Below are 23973 nucleotides of genomic sequence, written 5' to 3' on the forward strand. Positions count from 1 at the left end.
GGAAATCAGGGGGCGAGCGTCCGCAGATAGGCCATGAGTTCGCTGGCCGTGTCGCTCGCCCGTTCCGGCTGGCGGGAAACGATCGCTTCAATCAATGTTGCGTGGGCATTGGCCGAACCGGCTATGCCGCTCGAGGGGCGGAGCCGGTACCAGAAGCGGCGGCTGTGGCTCTGCAAGGGAGCGGCGATACGGGCTGCGTAGGGGTTGCTCGCAGCCGCACCCAGAACGATGTCGAATGCCTTGTCGGCATCCAGAAACAGCGCCACATCTTCATCGGGAATTGCCTGCCGCATGGCTGCTGCCGCCGCTTCGAGCCGTTCATAGTCACGCGGGCTGCCGAAGCGCGCCGCATCGCGCGCCAGAACGCGCTCGACGCCTTCGCGGGCATCCAGCACCTTGATGAAATCTTTCGGGTCGATTGCCGCGATGGCAATGCCTGAACGCGGGCGCACTTCCACAAGGCCCTCCCAGGCGAGCCGTTGAATGGCCTCGCGCATGGGCGTGCGGCCCATGCCGGTCAGCTCGATCAGCGTGCGCTCGTTGACGACCGTCCCCGGTTCCAGTTCCAGCGTGACGATAGACCGTTCCAGAATGCGATAGGCCTGCTCGGCGAGGCTTTCGCTACCCCAGCTGTCCATGGTGGCCAGCGGCATGTTTGCCGGGCTCCGCGTCAGCCTGTCTCGAACGTTCGTTTCTTCCATGCCGTTCATGCCTTGTGGTTACGACGATTGACATAGTTCAATCCTATAGATATATCTCTGATATATCAATAAGAGGCGATTTGCATTGTCGATCCCTAACTTGGCCTTTGTGGCTTTTTCAAGCGATGGCAAGCTTTCAGCACAGCGTCATTCCAAAAAATCGATGGACAGAAATCGGGTGCTGGCGTTGAACATGGCGATTGCCGATTGGCCGAAGCGACGGTCTCTGCCGGTTTTTCGGCAAGACACAAGGCAAAATTGAATCCGGTGGGGAGCCGTATACGATGAAATCTGATCCGCAGGGTCAGCAGGATGTTCTGATTATCGGCGGCGGTATCGTCGGCGTCGCCACTGCGGCCTTGCTTGCCGAGGCGGGGCGTCAGGTTCTGGTTATCGACAGAACCGGCATTTGCGAGGAAACCAGCTCGGGCAATGCCGCGGCGCTTGCTTTCTCCGACATTCTTCCGCTCGCCTCCAAGGGTGTCATGCGCAAGGTGCCGGGCTGGTTGATGGACCCGCTCGGTCCGTTTACGATCCGTCCCTCCTATTTTCCAAAAATGGTGCCCTGGCTTTATCGGTTCTGGCGCGCCAGCAGCGCGGATGCTTTGGCAAGAACCGCGATTGCGCAGGCCGACATCATGCGGCTTGCCGGCAGCGAGATGATGGGCCTGATCGACAGGGCGGGCCTGCGCGATCGCTTGCGCGAAAACGGCAACCTGGAACTTTACGAGAGCGAAGCCGAGCTTGCGGCCTCGCAGCCCGGCTGGGATGTTCGGGAAGATGCCGGAATTGCCTATGAACACGTGCGCGGTGATCGGCTTGCCGAATTGCAGCCGGGCCTGAGCCCGCGTTTCGTAGCCGGAACTTTCGTTCCGGGCTGGAAGAATGTCAGCGATCCGAAGCTGTTCGGCAAGGCGATCTGGGCCTATGCGGAAAGCAGGGGCGCACGCTTCCTTCAAGCAAAGGTCGCGGATGCAAGGCCGGGCAATGGCGGGGCGAGCGTTCGTCTCGATGACGGGACCGAAATCCGGGCGGCGCACCTTGTCCTGATGACCGGTGCCTGGTCACGTGATCTCGCCAAAGGTTTTGGCGATGCAGTGCCGCTCGACACGGAACGCGGTTACAATACGACCCTGCCGGTCGGCAGTTTCGATGTGAAGCGCCAGCTGACTTTCCCCGGCCACGGTTTCGTCATCACGCCGATGGAAACGGGCCTGCGTGTCGGCGGGGCCGTGGAATTCGGCGGGCTCGACCTGCCGCCCAATTTCGCGCGGTCCGAAGCCATGCTAAAGAAGGCTTCCATGTTTCTGCCGGGCCTGCGCACGGAAGGCGGGCGGCAATGGATGGGCTATCGGCCATCCATGCCGGACTCCGTTCCGGTCATCGGCCGGGCCTCGGCGGGCGGCAACATCTATTACGGCTTCGGCCATGGCCATCTTGGCCTCACGCAGTCGGCGGCGACAGGGCGGCTTATCCGCGATCTCGTGACGGGTGCCGCGCCGGCAATCGACATCGAACCTTTCCAGCCACAACGTTTTCGGAACTGACCATCATGGCAAGACATTCCTTCTTCTGCGTCGACGGGCATACCTGCGGCAATCCGGTGCGTCTGGTGGCCGGCGGCGGGCCGAACCTCGAAGGTTCGACCATGATGGAAAAGCGCGCGCATTTTCTGGCGGAATATGACTGGATCCGCACGGGGCTGATGTTCGAGCCGCGCGGCCACGACATGATGTCCGGCTCCATTCTCTACCCGCCCACGCGGCCTGATTGCGATGTGGCGGTGCTTTTCATCGAAACGTCCGGCTGCCTGCCGATGTGCGGCCACGGCACCATCGGCACCGTCACGATGGCGATAGAGCAGGGGCTGGTGACGCCGAAGACACCGGGCAAGCTCAATCTCGATACGCCTGCCGGTCTGGTGGCCATCGAGTATGAGCAGAACGGCCAGTATGTCGAGCGCGTTCGTCTCACCAATGTCCCGGCCTTCCTTTATGCCGAGGGGCTTGAAGTCGAATGTCCAGACCTTGGAAGTCTCAAGGTCGACGTGGCCTATGGCGGCAATTTCTACGCCATTGTCGAGCCGCAAGAAAATTACACGGACATGGAAGATTATTCCGCGTTGCAGCTGATCGCCTGGAGTCCCGTCCTGCGCCAGCGGCTGAACGAGAAGTACAAGTTCCAGCATCCGCTGCTGCCTGACATCAATCGTCTGAGCCATATTCTATGGACCGGCAAGGCCAAGCATCCGGAAGCGCATGCCCGCAATGCAGTCTTTTATGGCGACAAGGCAATCGACCGTTCGCCCTGCGGTACCGGTACGTCTGCGCGCATGGCGCAGCTGACTGCCAAGGGCAAGCTGAAGCCGGGCGACGAGTTCGTGCATGAATCCATCATCGGCTCGCTTTTCCATGGCCGCGTGGAGCGCGCCGCGGAAGTCGCCGGGCGTCCTGCGATCGTGCCGTCAATCGCCGGTTGGGCGCGCATGACTGGCTACAACACGATCTTCATCGACGATCGCGATCCCTTTGCACACGGGTTCACAGTCGCGTAGGGTCTAATGGGGAAACAGGTTTTGGCGCTAGGTATGGGTGAAAATTCTCCAGTTCGGGAACCAAATCCAGCTCAGCCGCGCTTGCAGGCTGGCGCCCCAAAGACCATAAAGTGGGTACGGTCGGTAATTTTCTTAACGACCTCCCTATTTTTTGGCTTTCCGGTCGTGCAAAAAATGTGGAATAAGGCGCCTCGGGTAGGAGAAAAAAACATATACAGGACGTTTGTTAGGGGACATAACTAGTTTGTGGAAGGATGATGCCCTTAGTCTTTTGTCGGAGACAAAAGGGGCTTGCATTCCTCTATACAGCCGTTAGGTGTAAATAGCCGGGAATAAAATGAAGGCGCACGAAATAAAGATGCGTCAAAAAAACCCCGGACGGTAAAATGGGTGGCTTCTCGATGGAATATTTCTTCCAGCAGGTGATCAACGGGCTCGCGCTCGGCTCGATCTATGGCCTGATCGCCATCGGCTACACGATGGTCTATGGCATTATCGGCATGATCAACTTTGCTCATGGCGATGTCTTCATGCTCGGCGCCTTCATGGCGCTGATTGTTTTTCTCATCATCACAACATTCATCGGTGCCTTGCCGATTGCGCTGATGCTTCTTCTGATGATGATCGTCGCCATGCTGCTGACAGGCTTGTGGAGCTGGACGATCGAACGCGTGGCCTATCGGCCGTTGCGCGGTTCGTTCCGCCTCGCGCCGTTGATCACGGCTATCGGCATGTCGATTGCCTTGTCGAATTTCGTTCAGGTTACGCAAGGCCCGCGTAACAAGCCGGTGCCTCAGCTTCTGAACGGCTCCTTCAATCTCTTCGGTACGAATGTGACGATTTCGCTGAAGCAGATCGTTGTCATCGTGGTAACCGCGGTGCTGCTGACGATCTTCTGGTATATCGTCAACCGCACCTCGCTCGGCCGTGCGCAGCGCGCCTGCGAGCAGGACCGGAAGATGGCGGCGCTTCTCGGCATCAATGTCGATCGCGTCATTTCGCTCACCTTCGTGATGGGTGCGATGCTCGCGGCGGTGGCCGGTACGCTCTACCTCTCCTTCTATGGCGTGATTTCCTTTGCCGACGGCTTCATCCCCGGCGTCAAGGCGTTCACGGCAGCGGTTCTGGGCGGTATCGGATCGCTTCCTGGCGCTGTGGTCGGTGGCCTGCTCATCGGTCTCATCGAAGCGTTGTGGTCGGCCTATTTCTCGATCGATTACAAGGACGTTGCCGCGTTCTCGATCCTCGCCATCGTGCTGATCTTCATGCCGTCCGGCATTCTTGGCCGTCCTGAAGTCGAAAAGGTATAATCATGGCTGCACAGTCGAGTTCACGCCCGGATTCCCTTTTTGGCCGGGCCATTCGTGAAGGGTTCTTCGCCGGTCTTCTGGCGCTGGGCCTCTTCTGCCTCATCATCGGTTTCAAGACCGATCAGAACATCAACAATGAACTGGTGCTGCAACAGCGCTGGGGTGCGCTGGCCGTCATCGTCGTGCTGGCCGCCATTGGCCGTTTCCTGTTCGTTGCCTTTACTCAGCCCTGGCTGGAGGCGCGCAAGCTTGCCAAGAGCAAGCAGCAGCCTGCCCTTGCGGTCGAAAGCCCGTCTTTCGTGCGCCGCAACTTCTCGCGCCTCGGCGTCGCCTTCCTTTTCGTCTATCCGATCCTGATCGTCGCCTTCCTCGGCTGGCAGGGTTCGCTCAAATGGGTCGACAATTTCGGCGTCCAGATCCTCATCTATGTGATGCTGGCCTGGGGCCTCAACATCGTGGTGGGCCTCGCCGGTCTTCTCGATCTGGGTTACGTGGCCTTCTATGCAGTGGGCGCTTATTCCTACGCTCTGCTGTCATCCTATTTCGGCCTGTCCTTCTGGATGCTGCTGCCGATAGCGGGCATTCTGGCGGCGACATGGGGCGTCATCCTTGGCTTCCCGGTTCTGCGTCTGCGCGGTGACTATCTCGCCATCGTGACGCTGGCATTCGGTGAAATCATCCGTCTGGTGCTCATCAACTGGACGGATGTTACACGCGGCACCTTCGGCGTTTCCGGCATTGCCAAGGCCACCTTCTTCGGTCTGCCTTTCAATGCCAGCAAGGACGGTTTTGCAGCCTATTTCGGCCTTACCTTCTCGGCCGCGCACTACAAGTTCTTCCTCTATTACGTCATCCTTCTGCTGGCGCTCCTGACGGCCTGGGTCACCATCCGCCTGCGCCGCATGCCGGTTGGCCGTGCGTGGGAAGCGCTGCGCGAAGACGAAATCGCCTGCCGTTCGCTCGGCATCAACACCACCACGACCAAGCTCACGGCCTTTGCCACGGGCGCGATGTTCGGTGGTTTCGCCGGTTCCTTCTTTGCGGCACGCCAGGGCTTCGTCAGCCCGGAATCCTTCGTATTCCTTGAATCCGCCGTCATTCTGGCCATCGTCGTTCTCGGCGGCATGGGCTCGCTGGTTGGCATCGCCATTGCGGCGATCGTCATGATCGGCGGCACGGAAATCCTGCGTGAAATGGGCTTCCTGAAAGCTGTCTTCGGACCGGATTTCACGCCGGAACTCTACCGCATGCTCATCTTCGGTCTTGCCATGGTCGTAGTCATGGTCTGGAAGCCGCGCGGTTTCGTCGGAAGTCGAGAACCGAGTGCATTCCTGCATGAGAAGAAGATGGTGTCGGGTGCCTTTACCAAGGAAGGGCACGGCTGATGGCGGAGATAAACACTATGTCTGGCACTATGTCCGGCAACACTCAGAAAGACACCATCCTTCAGGTCGAGCATCTCTCGATGCGCTTCGGCGGCCTCGTCGCCATCAACGATCTGAGCTTCAATGTGAAGCGTGGGGATATCACGGCGATCATCGGCCCAAACGGTGCAGGCAAGACCACGGTCTTCAACTGCATCACCGGCTTCTACAAGCCGACGGGCGGGATGCTGACGATGAACCGGAAGACGGGCGACAAGTTCCTGCTGGAACGCCTGCCCGACTTCCAGATCACCAAGCAAGCCAAGGTCGCGCGCACGTTCCAGAACATCCGCCTGTTCTCGGGTCTCACCGTTCTGGAAAACCTGCTCGTTGCGCAGCACAACACGCTGATGCGCTCTTCCGGCTATACGATCCTCGGCCTTCTGGGGCTGCCGGGCTACAAGTCGGCGGCGAAGGAAGCGGTTGAAAAGGCGCGTTACTGGCTGGAAAAGATCAACCTGATCGACCGTGCGGACGATCCGGCAGGCGATCTGCCCTATGGCGATCAGCGCCGTCTGGAAATCGCCCGCGCCATGTGCACCGAGCCGGAAATCCTCTGCCTCGACGAACCTGCCGCCGGTCTCAATCCGCGCGAATCGGCGGAGCTCAATAAGCTTCTCCTCGATATCCGCAAGGAAACCGGCACGTCGATCCTGCTGATCGAGCACGACATGTCGGTCGTCATGGAAATCTCCGATCATGTGATCGTGCTGGAATACGGCACCAAGATTTCCGATGGCGCGCCGGAAGAGGTCAAGAACGATCCGCGTGTTATCGCCGCCTATCTCGGCGTCGATGACGAGGAAATCGCCGAACTCATCGAAGAGGCGGACAAGCCTGGTGTTGTCGATCCGGCGCATCTGGTCGCCGCCCAGCTCGCCGAGGAAGCCATCGAGGAGGAAATTGCCGAAGAGAAGGGCGAAACGCCTTCCGCAGGCGTTGACGCAACCGATGATCCGACCGGCGACAAGACTGCTCCCGCGAAGGCTGCTCAGGGTGAGGCTGCCAAGGGTGGTGCGAAACGCGCCAAGTCCCCGGCAAAAGCCTCAACAAAAACTCCGGGCAAGCCCAGGAAGGGAGGCGAATGATGCAGGCTGAAACCATGCAGAAAAAGCAACCGCTTCTGGCCGTCGAGAAGGTTGAAACCTATTACGGCAATATTTGCGCCTTGAAGGGCATCGACCTGACTGTCGACGAGGGCGAGATCGTGGCGCTGATCGGCGCAAACGGCGCCGGCAAATCGACGCTGATGATGACGATTTTCGGCTCACCGAAGGCGCGTACCGGCCGCATCCTGTTCAATGGCAAGGATATCACGTCCATGCCGCCGCACGAGATCGCCAAGCTGCGCATCGCGCAGTCGCCGGAAGGCCGTCGCATCTTCCCGCGCATGACCGTTCTGGAAAACCTCCAGATGGGCGCAAGCCTCGACAATCAGCAATATTTCGATGAAGACGTAAAGCTGATGTTCGACCTGTTCCCACGGCTGAAGGAGCGTATCAACCAGCGCGGCGGCACGCTTTCGGGCGGCGAACAGCAGATGCTGGCAATCGCCCGCGCACTGATGGCGCGTCCGAAGCTCCTGCTTCTGGACGAGCCGTCGCTCGGTCTGGCGCCGCTGATCGTGAAGCAGATCTTCGAGGCGATCAAGGAACTGAACCGCACGCAGGGGCTGACGGTATTCCTCGTCGAGCAGAACGCATTCGGTGCGCTGAAGCTCGCAGACCGCGGTTATGTGATGGTCAACGGCTCGATCACCATGAGCGGCGCAGGCCGCGAACTGCTGGCCGATCCGGAAGTCCGTGCCGCCTATCTCGAAGGCGGAAGGCACTAGGAGGAAATCATGCAAGGTATTCTCTACGAAGAACCGTCATTCTGGTTGTTTTTCCTCATCACCTGTCTGCTTGGCGGCTGGGCTGCCTGGATGACGGGGCGTGCCTGTGCTTCGACCTGGCGCACCTATCCGCAGCTGCTGATCTACCTGATCCCGCTCGGCGCTGCGGTGCGTTTCATCCACTTCGCACTGTTCGAGGGGACGCTTCTTTCGTTCCACTACTATCTGGTGGACACGATCGTCCTGATGATTATCGGCACGGTCGGCTTTCGCTACACCCGCACCAAGCAAATGGTGCGGCAGTATGGCTGGCTTTATGAGAAAGCTTCGCCACTGAGCTGGAAGGCAAAATAATTTCAAAGCTTCGCCGCCATGCGGCGAAGCTTTTTTACAAGATCACGTTGACAGTAATAAGATTCAGCGTAGATATTGCTGAGTAATCAGCAAGAAAATAAGGCGATGCAAAACATCGTTCGGGGTAAATACAATGATGGGAGTTCCAACAATGAAGAAATCACTTTTGGCAGGTGTTGCTCTTGCAGCAGTAATGTCTTTCGGGGGCTCGGCTTGGGCTGATGTAATTCTGGGTATCGGTGCACCCTTGACCGGCCCGAACGCCGTTTATGGCGCACAGATCCAGAAGGGGGCGGAAGCCGCCATCAAGGAAGTCAACGATGCGGGCGGCATCAATGGCGAGAAAATAACGATCTCGCTCGGCGATGACGTTTCGGATCCGAAGCAGGGCATTTCGGTTGCCAACAAATTCGCAGCCGACGGCGTGAAATATGTCATCGGTCACTTCAACTCGGGCGTTTCGATCCCGGCTTCGGAAGTCTATGCCGAAAACGGCATTCTCGAAATCTCGCCTGCCGCGACCAATCCGGTCTATACCGAGCGCCAGCTGTGGAACACGTTCCGCACCTGCGGCCGTGACGACCAGCAGGGCATCGTGGCTGGCCAATACATCTTCGACCATTTCAAGGATGCGAAGATCGCCGTCATTCACGACAAGACCCCATACGGTCAGGGCCTTGCCGACGAAACCAAGAAGAAGCTCAACGAGCTTGGCACCAAGGAAGCCCTCTATGAAGGCGTCAACGTTGGTGAGAAGGACTTCTCCGCTCTGATCGCCAAGCTCAAGCAGGCAGGCGTGACGGTGGTTTACTGGGGCGGCCTGCATCCGGAAGCCGGTCTCATCATCCGCCAGATGGCCGATCAGGGCGTGAAGGCCCAGTTCATCTCGGGCGACGGTATTGTTTCCAACGAACTGGCTTCGATTGCCGGTCCGGCTGTCGAAGGCACGCTCAACACCTTCGGTCCCGATCCGCGCAACAACCCGAACAATGCCGAACTGGTGAAGAAGTTCCGCGACGCCGGTTTCGAGCCTGAAGCCTACACGCTCTATTCCTATGCGGCGGTTCAGTCGCTGGCGCAGGCCTCAAAGGCTGCCGGCAGCAACGACCCGCAGGAAATCGCCAAGGCGCTGAAGGAAAAGGGCCCGTTCAAGACCGTGCTCGGCGATCTCTCCTATGACGAAAAGGGCGATCCGAAGCTCCCAGGTTACGTCATGTACAAGTGGGAAAAGGGCGCTGACGGAAAATATACTTACGTTCAGCAGTAAGTTACGCTTATATTCTTTGCCGATCAGAGGAAATGCCCGGCTTTATGCCGGGCATTTTCGTTTGCGGCGCTCTGTTCCGCATAAAGTCATGCGTGAAACGCAGAATATAGACGAAATCATTACTTTACTTTCAGTCGGAAAGGGAATCTATCTACAATTGCATCCAGATGTAGGGCGATTCTCTATGTTTGGTCTTGCAATCTGGTGGGAGGACCAGTTTCGACGCGGGCAGTTCGAAGCCCAGATAGCGTTCCAAAGGCTGATGTCGGTCTCCCATTCGAATATCGGGTTGTGCGCGGTGCTTCGCTGTGGCTGCGCAGGCCTGCAAAAACGGCGGTCGTCCGATCGGATCGGAACGCCGCTCTGAATGACTATTTTGATGCGCGTTCCGGGAACGGTCAAATTTCCGGGATGCGTTTAGTGGGAGCAACTGAAATGAAGAAATCCTTATTCTGCGGCGTCTGCCTCTCGGCACTGGTTGCAATGGGCGGCGTATCGTTTGCCGACATCCAGCTTGGCGTCGGCGCACCGCTGACCGGCAGCCAGGCGGCTTTCGGCGAGCAGATCAAGCGCGGTGTCGAAGCGGCAGTCGCAGAAGCCAATGCCAAGGGCGGCATGAATGGCGAGCAGATCACGATCGTCTACGGCGACGACGCTGCCGATCCGAAGCAGGGCATTTCGGTTGCCAACAAGTTCGTCGGTGACGGCGTCCAGTTCGTCATCGGTCACTTCAATTCCGGCGTCAGCATTCCGACTTCGGACATCTATGCCGAAAATGGCGTGCTGATGATTGCACCCGGCACCACCAACCCGACCTTCACCGAGCGCGAATTGTGGAACACGTTCCGCACCTGCCGTCGCGACGACAAGCAGGGAATTGTTGCTGGCAAGTACATGGCCGACAATTACAAGGATGGCAAAGTCGCGATCCTTCACGACAAGACGCCTTATGGTCAGGGCCTTGCCGACGAGACCAAGAAGTCGCTTAACGAAAGCGGCATGAAGGAAGCGCTCTATGAAGGCGTGAACCAGGGCGACAAGGATTTCTCGGCGCTCATCTCCAAGATGAAGGCTGCCGGAATCACTGCAGTTTACTGGGGTGGCATGCACCCGGAAGCCGGCCTGCTCATTCGCCAGATGGCTGACCAGGGCCTCAAGGCCCAGTTCATTTCCGGCGACGGCATCGTGTCCAACGAACTGGCCTCGATTGCCGGTGATGCGGTAGCTGGCGTGATGAACACCTTCGGTCCCGATCCGCGCGACGACAAGTCGAATGCCGATCTGATCAAGACTTTCCGCGACAAGGGCTTCGAGCCGGAAGCCTATACCTTCTACGCCTATGCGGGCGTGCAGTCGCTGGTTAATGCCGCCAATGCAGCCGGAAGCAACGATCCGCAGGAAGTTGCAACCGCGATGAAGGAAAAGGGGCCGTTCAAGACCGTGCTCGGCGACATCACCTTCGACGCAAAGGGCGATCCGAGCCTTTCGCCCTATGTGATGTTTGAATGGCGCAAGGGCGAAGACGGCAAGTATAATTACTTCCAGAAGTAATGGAGCATTTCCAGCAAAAGCGCGAAGCGGTTTTGCGTTGGATAATGCGAGAACACAGATGCTTAGAGCGGTTCTGATGATTGCTTCATAATAGGAGCCGCTCTTGTGCCTGATATATTAGCATAATGTGCTGCAAAATTCATCAATCTGCCCGGCTTTTGGTCGGGCATTTTGTTTTTATCTCCCGGTTGCACAGTTTGTTTGCGCTCGTGTCTATTGCAGGTTAAGCAATGGCGCCTTTGTCATTGCAGTTAGGGAGATCTGCCTTGTCTTTCGCCCAAAAGCCTATCCGGAAAATTCTGGTCGCCAACCGATCTGAAATTGCAATCCGCGTATTCCGCGCCGCCAATGAGCTGGGGCTCAAAACGGTGGCCATATGGGCCGAGGAAGACAAACTTTCCCTGCATCGCTTCAAGGCCGATGAAAGCTATCAGGTCGGTCGCGGGCCGCATCTGGGTCGCGATCTCGGTCCGATTGAAAGCTATCTTTCCATTGATGAAATCATCCGCGTTGCCAGGCTTTCGGGCGCCGATGCGATCCATCCGGGCTACGGCCTGTTGTCCGAAAGCCCTGAATTTGCCGAAGCCTGCGCCGAAAACGGCATCATCTTCATCGGTCCGAAGCCGGAGACCATGCGCCGCCTCGGCAACAAGGTTGCCGCGCGCAATCTCGCCATCGAAATCGGCGTGCCGGTGGTTCCGGCCACCGATCCGCTTCCCGACGACATGGAGGAAGTGAAGAAGCTGGCGAGCCAGATCGGCTATCCGCTGATGCTGAAGGCGAGCTGGGGCGGCGGCGGTCGGGGCATGCGCGCGATCCGCGCCGAAGCCGATCTCGCGCGCGAGGTGACGGAAGCCAAGCGCGAGGCCAAGGCGGCTTTCGGCAAGGATGAGGTCTATCTCGAAAAGCTGATCGAACGCGCGCGCCATGTCGAAGTGCAGATATTGGGCGATACCCATGGCAATGCGGTCCATCTTTTCGAGCGCGACTGCTCGATCCAGCGCCGCAACCAGAAGGTCGTGGAGCGGGCGCCAGCACCGTATCTCAATGATGCGCAACGCCAGGAACTGGCAAGCTATGGCCTGAAGATTGCCCATGCCACCGATTATATCGGTGCCGGTACGGTCGAGTTTCTGATGGATGCCGATACGGGCAAGTTCTATTTCATCGAGGTCAACCCGCGTATTCAGGTTGAGCATACCGTCACCGAGCAGGTGACTGGTATCGATATCGTCAAGGCGCAGATTCATATCCTCGAAGGCTTTGCCATCGGAACGCCGGAATCGGGCGTGCCGCGTCAGGAGGATATTCGTCTCAACGGCCATGCGCTTCAGTGCCGCATCACCACGGAAGACCCGGAACAGAATTTCATCCCCGATTACGGGCGCATTCAGGCTTATCGCTCGGCGTCGGGCTTCGGCATTCGCCTCGATGGCGGCACGGCCTATTCGGGCGCGTTCATTACCCGCTATTACGATCCGCTGCTCGTCAAGGTGACGGCTTCGGGCGCAACGCCTCTTGAAGCCATTCGCCGCATGGACCGGGCGCTCCGCGAATTCCGCATTCGCGGCGTGGCGACGAACCTGACCTTCCTCGAAGCGATCATCAATCATCCGAAGTTTCAGGCGAACGACTACACCACGCGCTTCATCGACACCACGCCGGAACTGTTCGAGCAGGTGAAGCGTCAGGATCGCGCCACCAAGCTTCTGACCTATATAGCCGATGTGACGGTCAACGGTCACCCGGAGACCAAGGGCCGGGCAAAGCCGGCCAAGGATGCCGCAAGGCCGCGCGTGCCGTGGTTCGGCGATAAGCCAGTGGCGGATGGCACCAAGCAGCGTCTGGACCAGCTTGGACCGAAGAAATTCGCCGAATGGGTGCGCAATGAAAAGCGGGCGCTGATTACCGATACCACCATGCGCGACGGGCACCAGTCACTGCTTGCCACCCGCGTGCGAACCTATGACATTGCCCGTATTGCCAATTCCTATGCGCAGGCGCTGCCGAACCTGTTCTCTCTGGAATGCTGGGGCGGCGCGACGTTCGACGTCTCGATGCGCTTCCTCACGGAAGATCCGTGGGAGCGTCTGGCGCTGGTGCGTGAAGGCGCCCCGAACCTTCTTCTGCAGATGCTTCTGCGCGGTGCGAACGGGGTTGGCTACAAATCCTATCCCGACAATGTCGTGAAATATTTCGTGCGCGAGGCAGCCAGAGGCGGCATCGATCTGTTCCGTGTTTTCGACAGTCTCAACTGGGTCGAGAACATGCGCGTGTCGATGGATGCTGTGCTGGAGGAAAACAAGCTCTGTGAAGCGGCGATCTGCTACACCGGCGATATTCTCAATCCGGAGCGCGCCAAGTACGATCTTAAATATTATGTCGATCTGGCGAAGGAAGTTGAAAAGGCTGGCGCGCATATCATCGCGGTGAAGGATATGGCGGGCCTCCTGAAGCCCGCCGCCGCCCGTGTTCTGTTCAAGGCGCTGCGCGAGGAAACCGACCTGCCGATCCATTTCCATACGCATGATACGTCGGGCATTTCGGCGGCGACCGTGCTTGCCGCAATCGATGCGGGCGTCGATGTCGTTGACGCTGCGATGGATGCGCTGTCCGGCAACACATCTCAGCCTTGCCTTGGGTCCATCGTCGAAGCCCTGCACGGTTCCGAGCGTGATCCGGGGCTCGATCCGGATTCGATCCGTCGCATTTCCTTCTATTGGGAAGCGGTGCGCAACCAGTATGCGGCCTTTGAAAGCGACCTCAAGGGACCGGCTTCGGAAGTCTATCTGCATGAAATGCCGGGCGGCCAGTTCACGAACCTGAAGGAACAGGCGCGCTCCCTCGGACTTGAAACTCGCTGGCACGAAGTGGCGCAGGCCTATGCAGACGTGAACCGCATGTTCGGCGATATCGTCAAGGTGACGCCGTCCTCGAAGGTTGTCGGCGACATGGCGCTGATGATGGTCAGTCAGGACCTGACCGTTGCCGATGTCGAAAATCCGGCCAAGGACATTGCTTTCCCGGATTCGGTTGTGTCGATGATGCGGGGCGATCTCGGCCAGCCGCCATCGGGTTGGCCGAAGGCGCTGCAGAAAAAGATCCTCAAGGGCGAGGAGCCGTTTACCGTGCGTCCCGGTGCTCTGCTGGAGCCTGCCGATCTCAATGCCGAGCGTGAGGGGTTCGAGCAGGCGGTCGGACACAAGATTTCCGATCAGGAATTCGCATCGGCGCTGATGTATCCGAAGGTGTTCACCGATTATGCAGCGGCGCAGGAAACCTATGGCCCCACGAGCGTTCTGCCGACACCGGTCTATTTCTACGGCCTCAAGCCGGAAGAAGAGGTTTTTGTCGATCTGGAACGCGGCAAGACGCTGGTGATCGTCAATCAGGCGATGAGCGAGACGGACGAGAAGGGCATGGTGACGGTGTTCTTCGAACTGAACGGCCAGCCGCGCCGCATCAAGGTGCCGAACCGCGCCAAGGGCGCCTCTGGCGGTGTCCGGCGCAAGGTGGAGGCGGGGAATGACAAGCATGTCGGTGCGCCGATGCCGGGTGTCGTTTCCACCGTTGCGGTCGCCGCCGGACAGACGGTTTCTCAGGGTGATGTGCTGCTCTCCATCGAGGCGATGAAGATGGAAACCGCCATCCATGCCGAACGCGATGGCACTATCGCGGAAGTGTTGGTGCGTCCGGGCGAGCAGATCGATGCCAAGGATTTGCTGGTCGTGTACTCGTAACCGTTATGGGCTTCAGCCGAGTCTGATCGATCTTCGGATCGCGCTCCAGGTCTCCCTTTCCTCATCCTTTGACAAGCTCAGGATGAGGGAGAAGCGTAGCGGCCCATCAGACCGAAACTGTCGCTTTAAAAGCGTCAGAAACGCAAACGCCGCGGCTGTCAAACGCCGCGGTATTTCTTTGCGCTTGCGCGGGAGGCAAAATCTGATATGCATGTTTATGCCTATTTTTGCATGATTGTGCATGTTGAGGGATAATGGCGACAGAGCTTCTGCTTCACGAAAGACAGGCACGCATCCAGCAGTTGCTGCAGCAGTCGGGGCGCGTGCTGGCGGCTGAACTGGCGGAAAGTTTCGGCGTGTCGGAGGATACGATCCGGCGCGATCTGCGTGAGATGGCCGCCGCCGGGCTTTGCAGGCGCGTCTATGGCGGTGCGCTGCGGGCCGTGCCGGAACCTTCGCCGCTTGCCGAACGGGATTGCGAACGACCGCAGGCGAAGGCCGCGCTCGCCGCGGCGCTGGCGCGGCTGGTAGAACCCGGCATGACGGTGTTTCTCGACGCTTCTTCGGTTAATACGGCGCTGGCGCGGCTTATGGTCGAGCGTGGCGAAGCCATTACCGTCGTCACCAATACGCCGTCCATCGCTGCGATTCTCATGGGTTCGCCCGAGATCGAGCTGATCATGATCGGCGGGCCCATCGACCGGCGCGTGAGTGCCGCAGTCGGCGCGCGCGCCTTGCGCGACGCGGAATTGCTGCGACCCGATCTTTGCGTCTTGGGGGCATGCGGGATCGCCGCCGAAATCGGCGTGACCGCGCTGCATCTCGACGATGCGGAATTCAAAAGGGTGATTGCCGGACGCAGCCGGATGGTGGCGCTTGCCATTACGAGCGACAAGCTCGGCACGGTTGCAGCCCATGATGTTGTTCCCTTGAACGATGTCGGCGTCATGGCTGTCGAATACGATGCGGATGAAGCGGCGCTTGCGCCCTATGCGGCGTCGGGTATGAAGATTTTACGTGCGGCAGCGGACCGCAACTGAGGGACAGATGGAACAGGTTTCCGGACGCGAAGATGCGGCGCCCACGCGTGCGCCGATTGTAACCAGAGAGCGGATCGCCGTGGCGCTCCTCTTCCTGATGAACGGTTATGTTTTCGGCGGATGGGCTCCGAAAATCCCGGAATTCGCCGCGCGTCTGGGTCTCGACAGCGCCGGTATGGGGCTAATGATCCTTGTCTTCGGTCTCGGTTCCCTGGCCATGATGCCGGTCGCGGGTGCTCTTTCGGCGCATCGCGGCTCGGGCATTGTGGTGCGCATGTTTGCGCTCGCCTTCATTCCGGCGCTGCTCATCATCGCAGTGGTTCCCAACGTGGTCACGGCTGTGATCGTGATGTTCTATTTCGGCGGGACCATGGCCGCGATGGACGTGTCGATGAATGCCAATGCGGTCGCGGTCGAGAAAAAGATGCGCCGGGCGATCATGTCGTCCTGCCACGCCTTCTGGAGCCTTGGCGGCCTGATTGGCGCTGCAAGCGGGGGCTTTCTCATTGCGCAATTTGGATCGACCGTTCATGCGCTGGTGACGACCGTTGTCGCCGCCATCCTGATCGCGGTTGCATGGCCTTCGATCATAGCGGACACGGTGCATCATCATTCGGGGGCTGAAAAGCAGAAGCTCACCCTGCCGCGCAATCCCCTGCCATGGCTTGTCGGCGTCATGGCGCTGTTTTCCATGGTGCCGGAAGGCGCGATTATCGATTGGGGCGCTTACCATATGCGTCAGGATCTGGGCGCTTCGGTCACGGTGGCAGGCTTCGGCTTCGCGGCGTTTTCAGGGGCCATGGCCATCATGCGCTTTGCGGGCGATCTGGTCCGCGACCGGTTCGGCGCGGTCAAAACCCTGCGCGCCTGTACGACTATCGCCATTATCGGCATGTTGATCGTCGGTCTCGGAAACAGTTCCACAACGGCGATCATCGGCTTCGCTATCTGTGGGATTGGCATTTCCAACATGGTGCCGATAGCCTTCTCGATGGCAGGCAACATGCCGGGCGTCAACCCGAGCGTCGGCCTGTCCATCGCGACGACGCTTGGCTATTCGGGAATGCTGGTGGCGCCGTCGCTGATCGGTTTTGTCGCCAAGCATAGTGGTTTCGGCGTGGTGTTTCTGGCGCTTCCGGTTTTGCTTCTGGTCGTGCTGGCCTTCTCAAGCCTGGCCCGATACGCCGACCAAAAGCATTAAGCTTTCTTATGCCGTGCATCTTATCCGAAAACCGGTTCCCACTTTTCGGGATGCGCTATCCGGCCGTCCAGCCGCCATCGACAGGAATGGCGGCGCCGTTGATCTGCGCCGCCGCATCGCTTGCGAGGAAAGCGGCGATGGCGCCGATCTGCGCAGTGGTGACGAATTCCTTGGTCGGCTGCTTGTCGAGCATCACTTCGCGGATCACGGTTTCACGATCCATATGATAGGCCTTCATCTGGTCCGGGATCTGCGCCTCGACGAGCGGGGTCAGTACATAGCCCGGGCAGATGGAATTGGCGGTGATCTTTGCGGTCGCAAGCTCCAGCGCCAGGGTCTTGGTGAAGCCGACAATGCCGTGCTTGGCGGCGACATAAGCCGATTTGAACGGCGATGCCACGAGGCCGTGCGCGGAGGCGATGTTGATGATGCGGCCCCAGCCCGAGTTGCGCATATGCGGGATCGCGGCAGCGGATGTGTGGAAGGCCGAAGTCAGGTTGATCGCGATGATGCGGTCCCATTGCTCAGGCGGGAACTCTTCCACCGGTGATACATGCTGGATACCGGCATTGTTGACGAGAATGTCCACGCTGCCGAACTGTTTCACGGTGGCCGCGATGAGTTCCCGGCAGTGGCCGGCCTTCGACATGTCGGCTGCGATATAGACCACGCTCACGCCGTGCTCTTCACCGAGTTTCCGCGCAAGCGCGTGATCCTCGTCACGGTCGGTGAACGAGTTGATCACGACGTTGTGTCCCGCCGCCGCCAGCGCATGGGCTATACCGAGGCCGATCCCGGAATTCGATCCGGTGATGATTGCGGTCTTGCGGGCAGATGCATCGGTCATTGGCAGACTCCTCCTTGTCGTCACGACATAATGAGAGGGCGACATTGCCTCGGCAAGCGATTATATAAACCGAAAGCCGGATATACGCGGGCCGTGGAAATGCAGACGTTGACATTCGCGTCGCGCTGCGCCACCTGAAAACAGGTACAGTTAAGAACAGAGCAAAATGTCTTCCGAGACCGTCAGCTATTTTTCGCATCCATTTCCCCGCCGCCAGTCGGTTGGTGTCAGTGTCGGTGGCGTTGTCGTCGGCGGCAGTGCACCCGTTGTCGTGCAGTCCATGACCAATACGGACACGGCGGATGTGGACTCCACGGTGGCGCAGGTGGCGGCACTGCATCGCGCCGGTTCGGAAATCGTGCGCATTACGGTGGATCGCGATGAATCGGCTGCCGCCGTGCCGAAAATCCGCGAACGGCTGGAGCGTCTTGGTCATGATGTGCCGCTGGTCGGCGATTTCCATTATATCGGCCACAAGCTGCTCGCCGATCATCCCGCCTGTGCGGAGGCGCTTGCAAAATACCGCATCAATCCGGGCAATGTCGGCTTCAAGGACAAGAAGGACAAGCAGTTCGCGGATATCGTCGAAATGGCTATCCGCTATGACAAGCCGGTGCGCATCGGCGTGAACTGGGGTTCGCTCGATCAGGAACTCCTGACCACGCTGATGGATCGCAATCAGGCCGAAGGCGCACCGCTTTCCGCGCAGGAAGTCATGCGCGAAGCAATCGTGCAGTCGGCGCTCATATCTGCCAATCTTGCCGAAGAGATCGGGCTTGGCCGCGACAAGATCATCCTGTCGGCCAAGGTCAGTCAGGTTCAGGACCTGATTGCCGTCTATACGATGCTGGCGCAGCGTTCCGACCATGCGCTGCATCTCGGACTTACCGAAGCCGGCATGGGCACCAAGGGCATCGTTGCCTCCTCCGCCGCCATGGGCATTCTGCTGCAGCAGGGCATCGGCGACACAATCCGCATTTCGCTGACCCCGGAGCCGGGCGGCGACCGCACCCGCGAGGTGCAGGTTGCGCAGGAATTGCTGCAGACCATGGGTTTCCGCCAGTTCATTCCTATCGTTGCAGCCTGCCCCGGTTGCGGCCGCACGACCTCGACCGTGTTTCAGGAACTGGCGCAGACCATTCAGGACGACATCCGCCGCAACATGCCGGTCTGGCGCGAGAAATATCCCGGCGTGGAAGCGCTCTCGGTTGCGGTCATGGGCTGCATCGTCAACGGGCCGGGCGAATCCAAACATGCCGATATCGGGATTTCGCTTCCCGGCACGGGCGAAACGCCGTCCGCACCGGTCTTTGTCGATGGCAAGAAGGTCACGACGCTACGTGGTCCTGCCATCGCCGAAGAATTCCAGAAGATGGTTGCCGATTACATCGAAAACCGCTTCGGGCTTGAGCAGAAGGTGGCATCCGGCCAGAACTAAGCCGTACGGATGACCGCGCGTGTCGCGGCTTCCGGCGTGGTTTTCAGTGTCGCCGCCCAGAAGATGAGCGTGACGAGGCTGATGCCTGCGCCAAGCAGGCAGACACCGTTCCAGCCTGCATGCGCATAGATCCAGGTTGAAATCGCCGAACCGCTGGCACTGCCGATGGAATAGAAGACCATATAGGCGGCGGTGAGCCTGTTCTGCGCATCCGGGCGCACGCGGTAGATCATCGCCTGATTGGTCACGTGCACGGCCTGAAGGCCGAAGTCGATTACAAGCACGCCCGCGATCAGCCAAAGCAGCGAATGTCCAAGCAAGGCTATCAATCCCCACGAGACGAACATCAGCATCAGGGCGAAGCCGGTCATGCGCTGGGCATGGCCGCGATCGGCGGCGCTTCCGGCGCGGGAGGCGGCGAGTGCTCCTGCTGCACCCGCAAGACCGAACAGCCCGATCTGGGCATGGCTCAGTTCAAACGGCGGGGCGCTGAGCGGCATGACCAGTGGTGCGAGCAAAGTGGTGATATTGGCGAAGATCAGCATGGCGATGATGGCGCGAATGCGCAGCACCGGCTCGGAGCGAAACAGTGTCACGAGCGACAGAATGAGTGCGGCATAGCGGACGCTGGTCGGCTGCCGCTTCTGGTCAGGCAGGCTGCGCCAGAGCAGGAGTGCGATCGAAAGGGTGAGAACGGCGGAAACGAAATAGACGCTGCGCCAGCCGCCAATATCGGTAAGGGCGCCCGCGATGGCGCGCGCCAGCAAAATGCCCAGCACGATACCGCTCGTTACGATGCCGACCACATGGCCGCGCCGCGCAGGTTCCGCCAGACTGGCTGCATAGGCGACGAGCGCCTGTGTGACGACGGCGAGCAGGCCCATGATGGCCATGGCAACCAGAAGCACCGTAGCATCGGCCGCAAAGCCGATTGCGATCAGCGACAGGACCGAGAGCAGGAAATGGGCGAGGATAAGCTTGCGCCGGTTGAACAGGTCGCCGAGCGGAACCAGGAAGATCAGGCCAAGCGCATAACCGATCTGGCTGGCGGCGACGATAAGGCCCGCTGTCGATCGCTTGAGGCCGAGATCGTCTGCCATCACATCGAGAAGCGGGTGAGCGAAATAGACATTGGCCACCGCCAGCCCGCTTGCGGCGGCGAACAAAAGAAGGGTAGCCGAAGAAAGCGGACGTGCATCAGGGTTCGCGGACAGCGCTGCTGCCGCGTCGGTTGAAGGGTGCATGGGTGTGCTCCTGCAAAATGGTTTTAAAATGAAACCATTTTGCTTGTAGCGAAAAAGGTTTTATATTGCAACCAGATTGCAATTTGTGGAGTGAACATGGTTCGAAAGAAAAGCCTGAAAGGCGACTATTGCCCCAGTGCCCGGGCGCTTGACGTCATCGGCGACTGGTGGTCGCTGCTGATCGTTCGCGAGGCTTTTGATGGCGTGACCCGTTTCAGCGCCTTTCAGAAGAATCTGGGGATCGCCCGCAATATTCTTTCGGACCGTCTGCGCAAGCTGACGGGGGAGGAAATCATGGAATCCGTGCCGGACCCCAACGGAGGTGCACATCAGGAATATCGGTTGACGGCAAAGGGACGCGATCTGCTGCCTGTCGTCGTGTCGCTCCGGCAATGGGGAGAAAAGCATCTTTTTGCGCCAGGCGAGACGCATTCACGCCTCGTCGATAGCGTTTCGGGCGAGGATGTGGCTCTGCTTGAGGTGCGCGCCCGGGATGGGCGCAGGCTTTCCTCGGATGATGTCGTCATCGTCAAGGTTCGCGAGGACGATCTTTAGCGGACTGTTTTCCGCATGTCTTATCCCGAACCGGTTTCCGCTTTCGGGCGATATGCTCTAGCTCTGGCGTTGGGCAATGAAGCGGGCGGCCTGCTTCAGAATATCGGCGTCCTTGCCGAAAGGCGCCAGCAGGCTTTCCGCCTGGGCAACGAGGCCGGACAGCTGCTTGCGCGTCCAGTCGACGCCATGAAGTGAAACAAGCGTGGCTTTTCCGGCAGCGGCATCCTTGCCGGTCGCCTTGCCCATTGCCTCGGCATCTGCGGTCACGTCCAGAAGATCGTCCGCCAACTGGAAGGCGAGGCCGATGGCCGAGCCGAATTCGGCCATGCGTTCGCGATCTTCGGTGGAGGCGTTGGCGATGATGGCTCCCGCCTCGCAGGCAAAGCGGATCAGCGCTCCGGTCTTCATCGCCTGCAGCGTGATGATACCGGCTTCGTCGGGCTTGCTGGTTTCGGCCATCAGATCGAGCGCCTGTCCGCCTGCCATGCCGCCGAGGCCCGATGCGCGGGCAAGTGCAGAAACCAGCCGCACGCGGATTGCCGGATCGAGATCGGTTTCATCCGACGAGACGATATCGAAAGCGTAGGTCAGCAGGCTGTCGCCAGCCAGAATGGCGGCTGCTTCATCGAATGCCTTGTGCACGGTCGGCTGGCCGCGCCGCAGGTCGTCGTCGTCCATGGCCGGCAGGTCGTCATGGACAAGCGAATAGCAGTGAATGCATTCGAGTGCGGCGGCAACGCGCAGAACGGCATCCCCGCCCTTGCCGAAGAGGGCGGCACTTTCGACGACCAGAAAAGGCCGGAGGCGCTTTCCGCCGTTCAGGACACCATGGCGCATGGCGGCGAGCAGCCTTTCCGGCCGGGCGATTTCTCCCGTCCGCAGGCGCTGGTCCAGAAGGCCCGTCAGTGCCATTTCCACTTCCATGGCGCGAAGGTTGAGAGCGGCGGTGAAATCGGTCGACAGCTTTTCCATGGCAAAGGGGATGGACGAAAGCGCCGGATTGGTCAACTGGCCACGTCGATCAGCACAGGCTTTTTCATTTGAACGTCATGAAACGGCGCGTTTCGACTTGTTTCCCCGGTCCGATTATGGAATCCGGTTCAAACTTATTAAGGAATGGTTTATGTCGCTTGAGGAAGGTAGCAGGCGGTGGCAGTGGCAAAAATCATCATCAAGAGCAAGGATGGACGCAATTATCTGGCAGATCCCGTCTGGGGTGCCCGGATTGCTCTGGCGCTCAAGATTCTTGTGATTCTGGCCGTGCTGCCGATTTTCCTGCTGCTGGTCTATTCACTGCCGTTCGTCCGCCCGATCTCGACCTTGATGGTCAAGGACTATGTTCTGCTGCAGGACGTCGATCGCCGGTGGGTCAGTATCGATGATATCGCGCCGGTTCTGGTCAATTCCGTGATGATGGCCGAGGACGGCCAGTTCTGCAGCCATGGCGGCGTGGACTGGCACCAGTTGGGGCTGGTCCTGGACGATGCGGGCGAGGGCGGTCCGAGCCGTGGGGCTTCCACGATAACCATGCAGACGATGAAGAATCTCTTCCTCTGGAACGGGCGTTCCTATGTTCGCAAGGGGCTTGAATTCCCACTGGCGCTGGCCGCCGATGGGCTTCTGTCCAAAAAGCGCATAATGGAGATCTATCTCAACATTGCCGAGTGGGGGCCGGGCATTTACGGGATCGAGGCCGCCGCCCAGCATTATTTCAATCGCCCGGCGGCAAAGCTCAACGCCCAGCAAGCCGCATTGCTTGCCGTCGCCCTGCCCAACCCGGCATTGCGCAATCCCGCCAAACCGACACGCAACATGCAGCGCATTGCCCGCATCGTGGCCGGACGCGCGGCGCGGTCGGGGCCCTATGTGGTTTGCGTGCAATAAATCGATGATACGAAAAAAAGATAAGACTCCCGCTGGTCAAACGCCGTGAGAGCGTGTATAGGCACGTGACTTTCCGGAATTTTGTCCGATGTGACAGGCTCTTCGGGGCCGTGCCGGACGTTTATTGACCGATCAGTGGAGCTGGATCCATGGCAGTACCAAAACGAAAAACGTCTCCGTCGAAGCGCGGCATGCGCCGTTCGGCTGACGCTCTCAAGGCCCCGACCTATGTCGAGGACAAGAACTCGGGCGAACTTCGTCGTCCGCATCATATCGATCTTAAGAGCGGTATGTATCGCGGCCGTCAGGTCCTCGAAGCCAAGGAATAAGTCTGACGCTGCATTGCAGCCGAAAGATGGTTTTCAAAAACGCCGTTCCCGCCTGTCGGGAGCGGCGTTTTCTTTGTGGATCCTGTGCAAGGCACATGAAAAAGGCTGCATGAAGCAGCCTTGATCGCGTGGTTGGTTCAAGGTCAGCCTGCGTCCGAGGCGAAGCCTGCACCTTCGATACCGGCGATGGCTGCAATTTCGTCATTGTCCGATGTGTCGCCGGAAATGCCGACTGCGCCGAGAATCTCGCCCGCTGCGTCCTTGATCAGGACACCGCCCGGAACGGGCACGATCTTGCCGCCCGACACGCCTGACAGTCCTTCCAGGAAATGCGGACGGTCCTTCGCCTGATTATGCAGCCAGCGTGAACCTGTACCGACCGCCAGCGCACCGAAGGCCTTGCCCGAGGCAATTTCGAAGCGCAGGATTGAGGTTCCGTCCTGCCGCTGGAACGCTTTCAGATTTCCGCCTGCGTCAAAGACCGAGACGGCCAGCGGCTTCAGTTTCAGTTCTGCTGCCTTGGCAAAGGCCCCGGCGATGATCGTATTGGCTCGTTCGAGCGACAATGAAGGCATTGGATATCTCCTGATATATAGCTGAATGTAGTCTAGCGATCATGACCGCGGATGCACACTCCAATGCTGCTGTCGGCGGGCAAAACACTTTATCGATTTTCATGAAGACGGCTGGAGCGATGCAG

At 59.2% G+C, this 23973-nt stretch carries 21 protein-coding genes; 16 read left to right on the forward strand and 5 right to left on the reverse strand.

Annotation, left to right across the window (positions count from 1 at the left end):
- Positions 1-5: 5 nt before the first annotated feature.
- Positions 6-701: a GntR family transcriptional regulator gene (locus ACS5UA_RS15285; RefSeq protein WP_063620198.1), complete on the reverse strand. Its 696-nt coding sequence runs from the start codon at positions 699-701 to the stop codon at positions 6-8.
- A gap of 284 nt (positions 702-985) precedes the next feature.
- On the opposite strand from ACS5UA_RS15285, the gene ACS5UA_RS15290 reads away from it, so the two are divergent.
- The 12 genes from ACS5UA_RS15290 (at position 986) to ACS5UA_RS15345 (ending at position 16976) form a co-directional block, all read left to right on the forward strand.
- A complete protein-coding gene (locus tag ACS5UA_RS15290) occupies positions 986-2248 on the forward strand; it encodes an NAD(P)/FAD-dependent oxidoreductase (protein WP_266033572.1) in 1263 nt (420 codons plus the stop codon).
- 5 nt (positions 2249-2253) lie between these two features.
- Positions 2254-3255, forward strand: a complete 1002-nt coding sequence (locus ACS5UA_RS15295; protein WP_253177180.1) for a 4-hydroxyproline epimerase — start codon at positions 2254-2256, stop codon at positions 3253-3255.
- Between the two features lie 401 nt (positions 3256-3656).
- Entirely contained in the window at positions 3657-4565 is a 909-nt protein-coding gene (locus ACS5UA_RS15300; protein WP_006471258.1) for a branched-chain amino acid ABC transporter permease, read from the forward strand.
- Between the two features lie 2 nt (positions 4566-4567).
- Positions 4568-5950 carry a high-affinity branched-chain amino acid ABC transporter permease LivM gene (gene livM / locus ACS5UA_RS15305; protein WP_253177181.1) on the forward strand — a complete coding sequence of 461 codons (1383 nt, stop codon included), beginning with the start codon at positions 4568-4570 and terminating at the stop codon, positions 5948-5950.
- Positions 5951-5979: 29 nt separating this feature from the next.
- On the forward strand, positions 5980-7077 hold the full coding sequence (locus tag ACS5UA_RS15310) for an ABC transporter ATP-binding protein (RefSeq protein ID WP_253177253.1): 1098 nt from the start codon (positions 5980-5982) through the stop codon (positions 7075-7077).
- Positions 7077-7823 (forward strand): ABC transporter ATP-binding protein, encoded by a 747-nt coding sequence (locus tag ACS5UA_RS15315; protein ID WP_031347285.1) that lies wholly within the window; start codon positions 7077-7079, stop codon positions 7821-7823. The genes ACS5UA_RS15310 and ACS5UA_RS15315 overlap by 1 nt, the downstream gene beginning before the upstream one ends.
- Positions 7824-7832: 9 nt before the next feature.
- Positions 7833-8177 carry a DUF6867 family protein gene (locus tag ACS5UA_RS15320; protein WP_006467798.1) on the forward strand — a complete coding sequence of 115 codons (345 nt, stop codon included), beginning with the start codon at positions 7833-7835 and terminating at the stop codon, positions 8175-8177.
- Between the two features lie 151 nt (positions 8178-8328).
- Entirely contained in the window at positions 8329-9444 is a 1116-nt protein-coding gene (locus tag ACS5UA_RS15325; protein WP_443101493.1) for a branched-chain amino acid ABC transporter substrate-binding protein, read from the forward strand.
- A 435-nt stretch (positions 9445-9879) separates the two neighbouring features.
- Complete coding sequence (locus ACS5UA_RS15330) at positions 9880-10995, forward strand: branched-chain amino acid ABC transporter substrate-binding protein (protein ID WP_253177182.1); 1116 nt, start codon at positions 9880-9882, stop codon at positions 10993-10995.
- Between the two features lie 266 nt (positions 10996-11261).
- Positions 11262-14735 (forward strand): pyruvate carboxylase, encoded by a 3474-nt coding sequence (gene pyc, locus ACS5UA_RS15335; RefSeq protein WP_253177183.1) that lies wholly within the window; start codon positions 11262-11264, stop codon positions 14733-14735.
- A 254-nt stretch (positions 14736-14989) separates the two neighbouring features.
- A complete protein-coding gene (locus tag ACS5UA_RS15340; protein WP_021588051.1) occupies positions 14990-15775 on the forward strand; it encodes a DeoR/GlpR family DNA-binding transcription regulator in 786 nt (261 codons plus the stop codon).
- Positions 15776-15782: 7 nt separating this feature from the next.
- The gene (locus tag ACS5UA_RS15345) at positions 15783-16976 is read left to right on the forward strand and encodes an MFS transporter (RefSeq protein WP_006471264.1); all 1194 of its coding nucleotides are present in this window, start codon (positions 15783-15785) and stop codon (positions 16974-16976) included.
- A gap of 55 nt (positions 16977-17031) precedes the next feature.
- Here ACS5UA_RS15345 and ACS5UA_RS15350 read toward each other — a convergent pair whose 3' ends face one another.
- The gene (locus ACS5UA_RS15350) at positions 17032-17823 is read right to left on the reverse strand and encodes a 3-hydroxybutyrate dehydrogenase (protein WP_021588050.1); all 792 of its coding nucleotides are present in this window, start codon (positions 17821-17823) and stop codon (positions 17032-17034) included.
- A 166-nt stretch (positions 17824-17989) separates the two neighbouring features.
- Between ACS5UA_RS15350 and ispG the strand changes: the two genes are divergently transcribed.
- Positions 17990-19261 (forward strand): flavodoxin-dependent (E)-4-hydroxy-3-methylbut-2-enyl-diphosphate synthase, encoded by a 1272-nt coding sequence (ispG, locus tag ACS5UA_RS15355; RefSeq protein ID WP_021588049.1) that lies wholly within the window; start codon positions 17990-17992, stop codon positions 19259-19261.
- Here ispG and ACS5UA_RS15360 read toward each other — a convergent pair.
- Positions 19258-20505, reverse strand: coding sequence for an MFS transporter (locus ACS5UA_RS15360; protein WP_021588048.1), 1248 nt, complete (start codon positions 20503-20505; stop codon positions 19258-19260). The two genes, ispG and ACS5UA_RS15360, sit on opposite strands and share 4 nt — an antisense overlap.
- A gap of 96 nt (positions 20506-20601) precedes the next feature.
- On the opposite strand from ACS5UA_RS15360, the gene ACS5UA_RS15365 reads away from it, so the two are divergent.
- Complete coding sequence (locus tag ACS5UA_RS15365; RefSeq protein ID WP_021588047.1) at positions 20602-21060, forward strand: winged helix-turn-helix transcriptional regulator; 459 nt, start codon at positions 20602-20604, stop codon at positions 21058-21060.
- 57 nt (positions 21061-21117) lie between these two features.
- Here ACS5UA_RS15365 and ACS5UA_RS15370 read toward each other — a convergent pair whose 3' ends face one another.
- Positions 21118-22032, reverse strand: a complete 915-nt coding sequence (locus tag ACS5UA_RS15370) for a polyprenyl synthetase family protein (protein WP_443101515.1) — start codon at positions 22030-22032, stop codon at positions 21118-21120.
- A 183-nt stretch (positions 22033-22215) separates the two neighbouring features.
- Here ACS5UA_RS15370 and mtgA point away from each other — a divergent pair, with 183 nt between their 5' ends.
- Both mtgA and rpmF read left to right on the forward strand, forming a co-directional pair.
- A complete protein-coding gene (gene mtgA / locus ACS5UA_RS15375) occupies positions 22216-22944 on the forward strand; it encodes a monofunctional biosynthetic peptidoglycan transglycosylase (protein WP_031347284.1) in 729 nt (242 codons plus the stop codon).
- Positions 22945-23093: 149 nt separating this feature from the next.
- Positions 23094-23273: a 50S ribosomal protein L32 gene (gene rpmF, locus ACS5UA_RS15380; RefSeq protein WP_006467787.1), complete on the forward strand. Its 180-nt coding sequence runs from the start codon at positions 23094-23096 to the stop codon at positions 23271-23273.
- A 143-nt stretch (positions 23274-23416) separates the two neighbouring features.
- On the opposite strand, the gene ACS5UA_RS15385 is transcribed toward rpmF, so the two are convergent.
- A complete protein-coding gene (locus ACS5UA_RS15385; protein WP_006471270.1) occupies positions 23417-23848 on the reverse strand; it encodes a GlcG/HbpS family heme-binding protein in 432 nt (143 codons plus the stop codon).
- Positions 23849-23973 lie beyond the last annotated feature (125 nt).

Origin of the sequence: Brucella sp. RRSP16 (assembly GCF_052246815.1) — a bacterium.
Classification (GTDB): Bacteria; Pseudomonadota; Alphaproteobacteria; order Rhizobiales; family Rhizobiaceae; genus Brucella; species Brucella intermedia.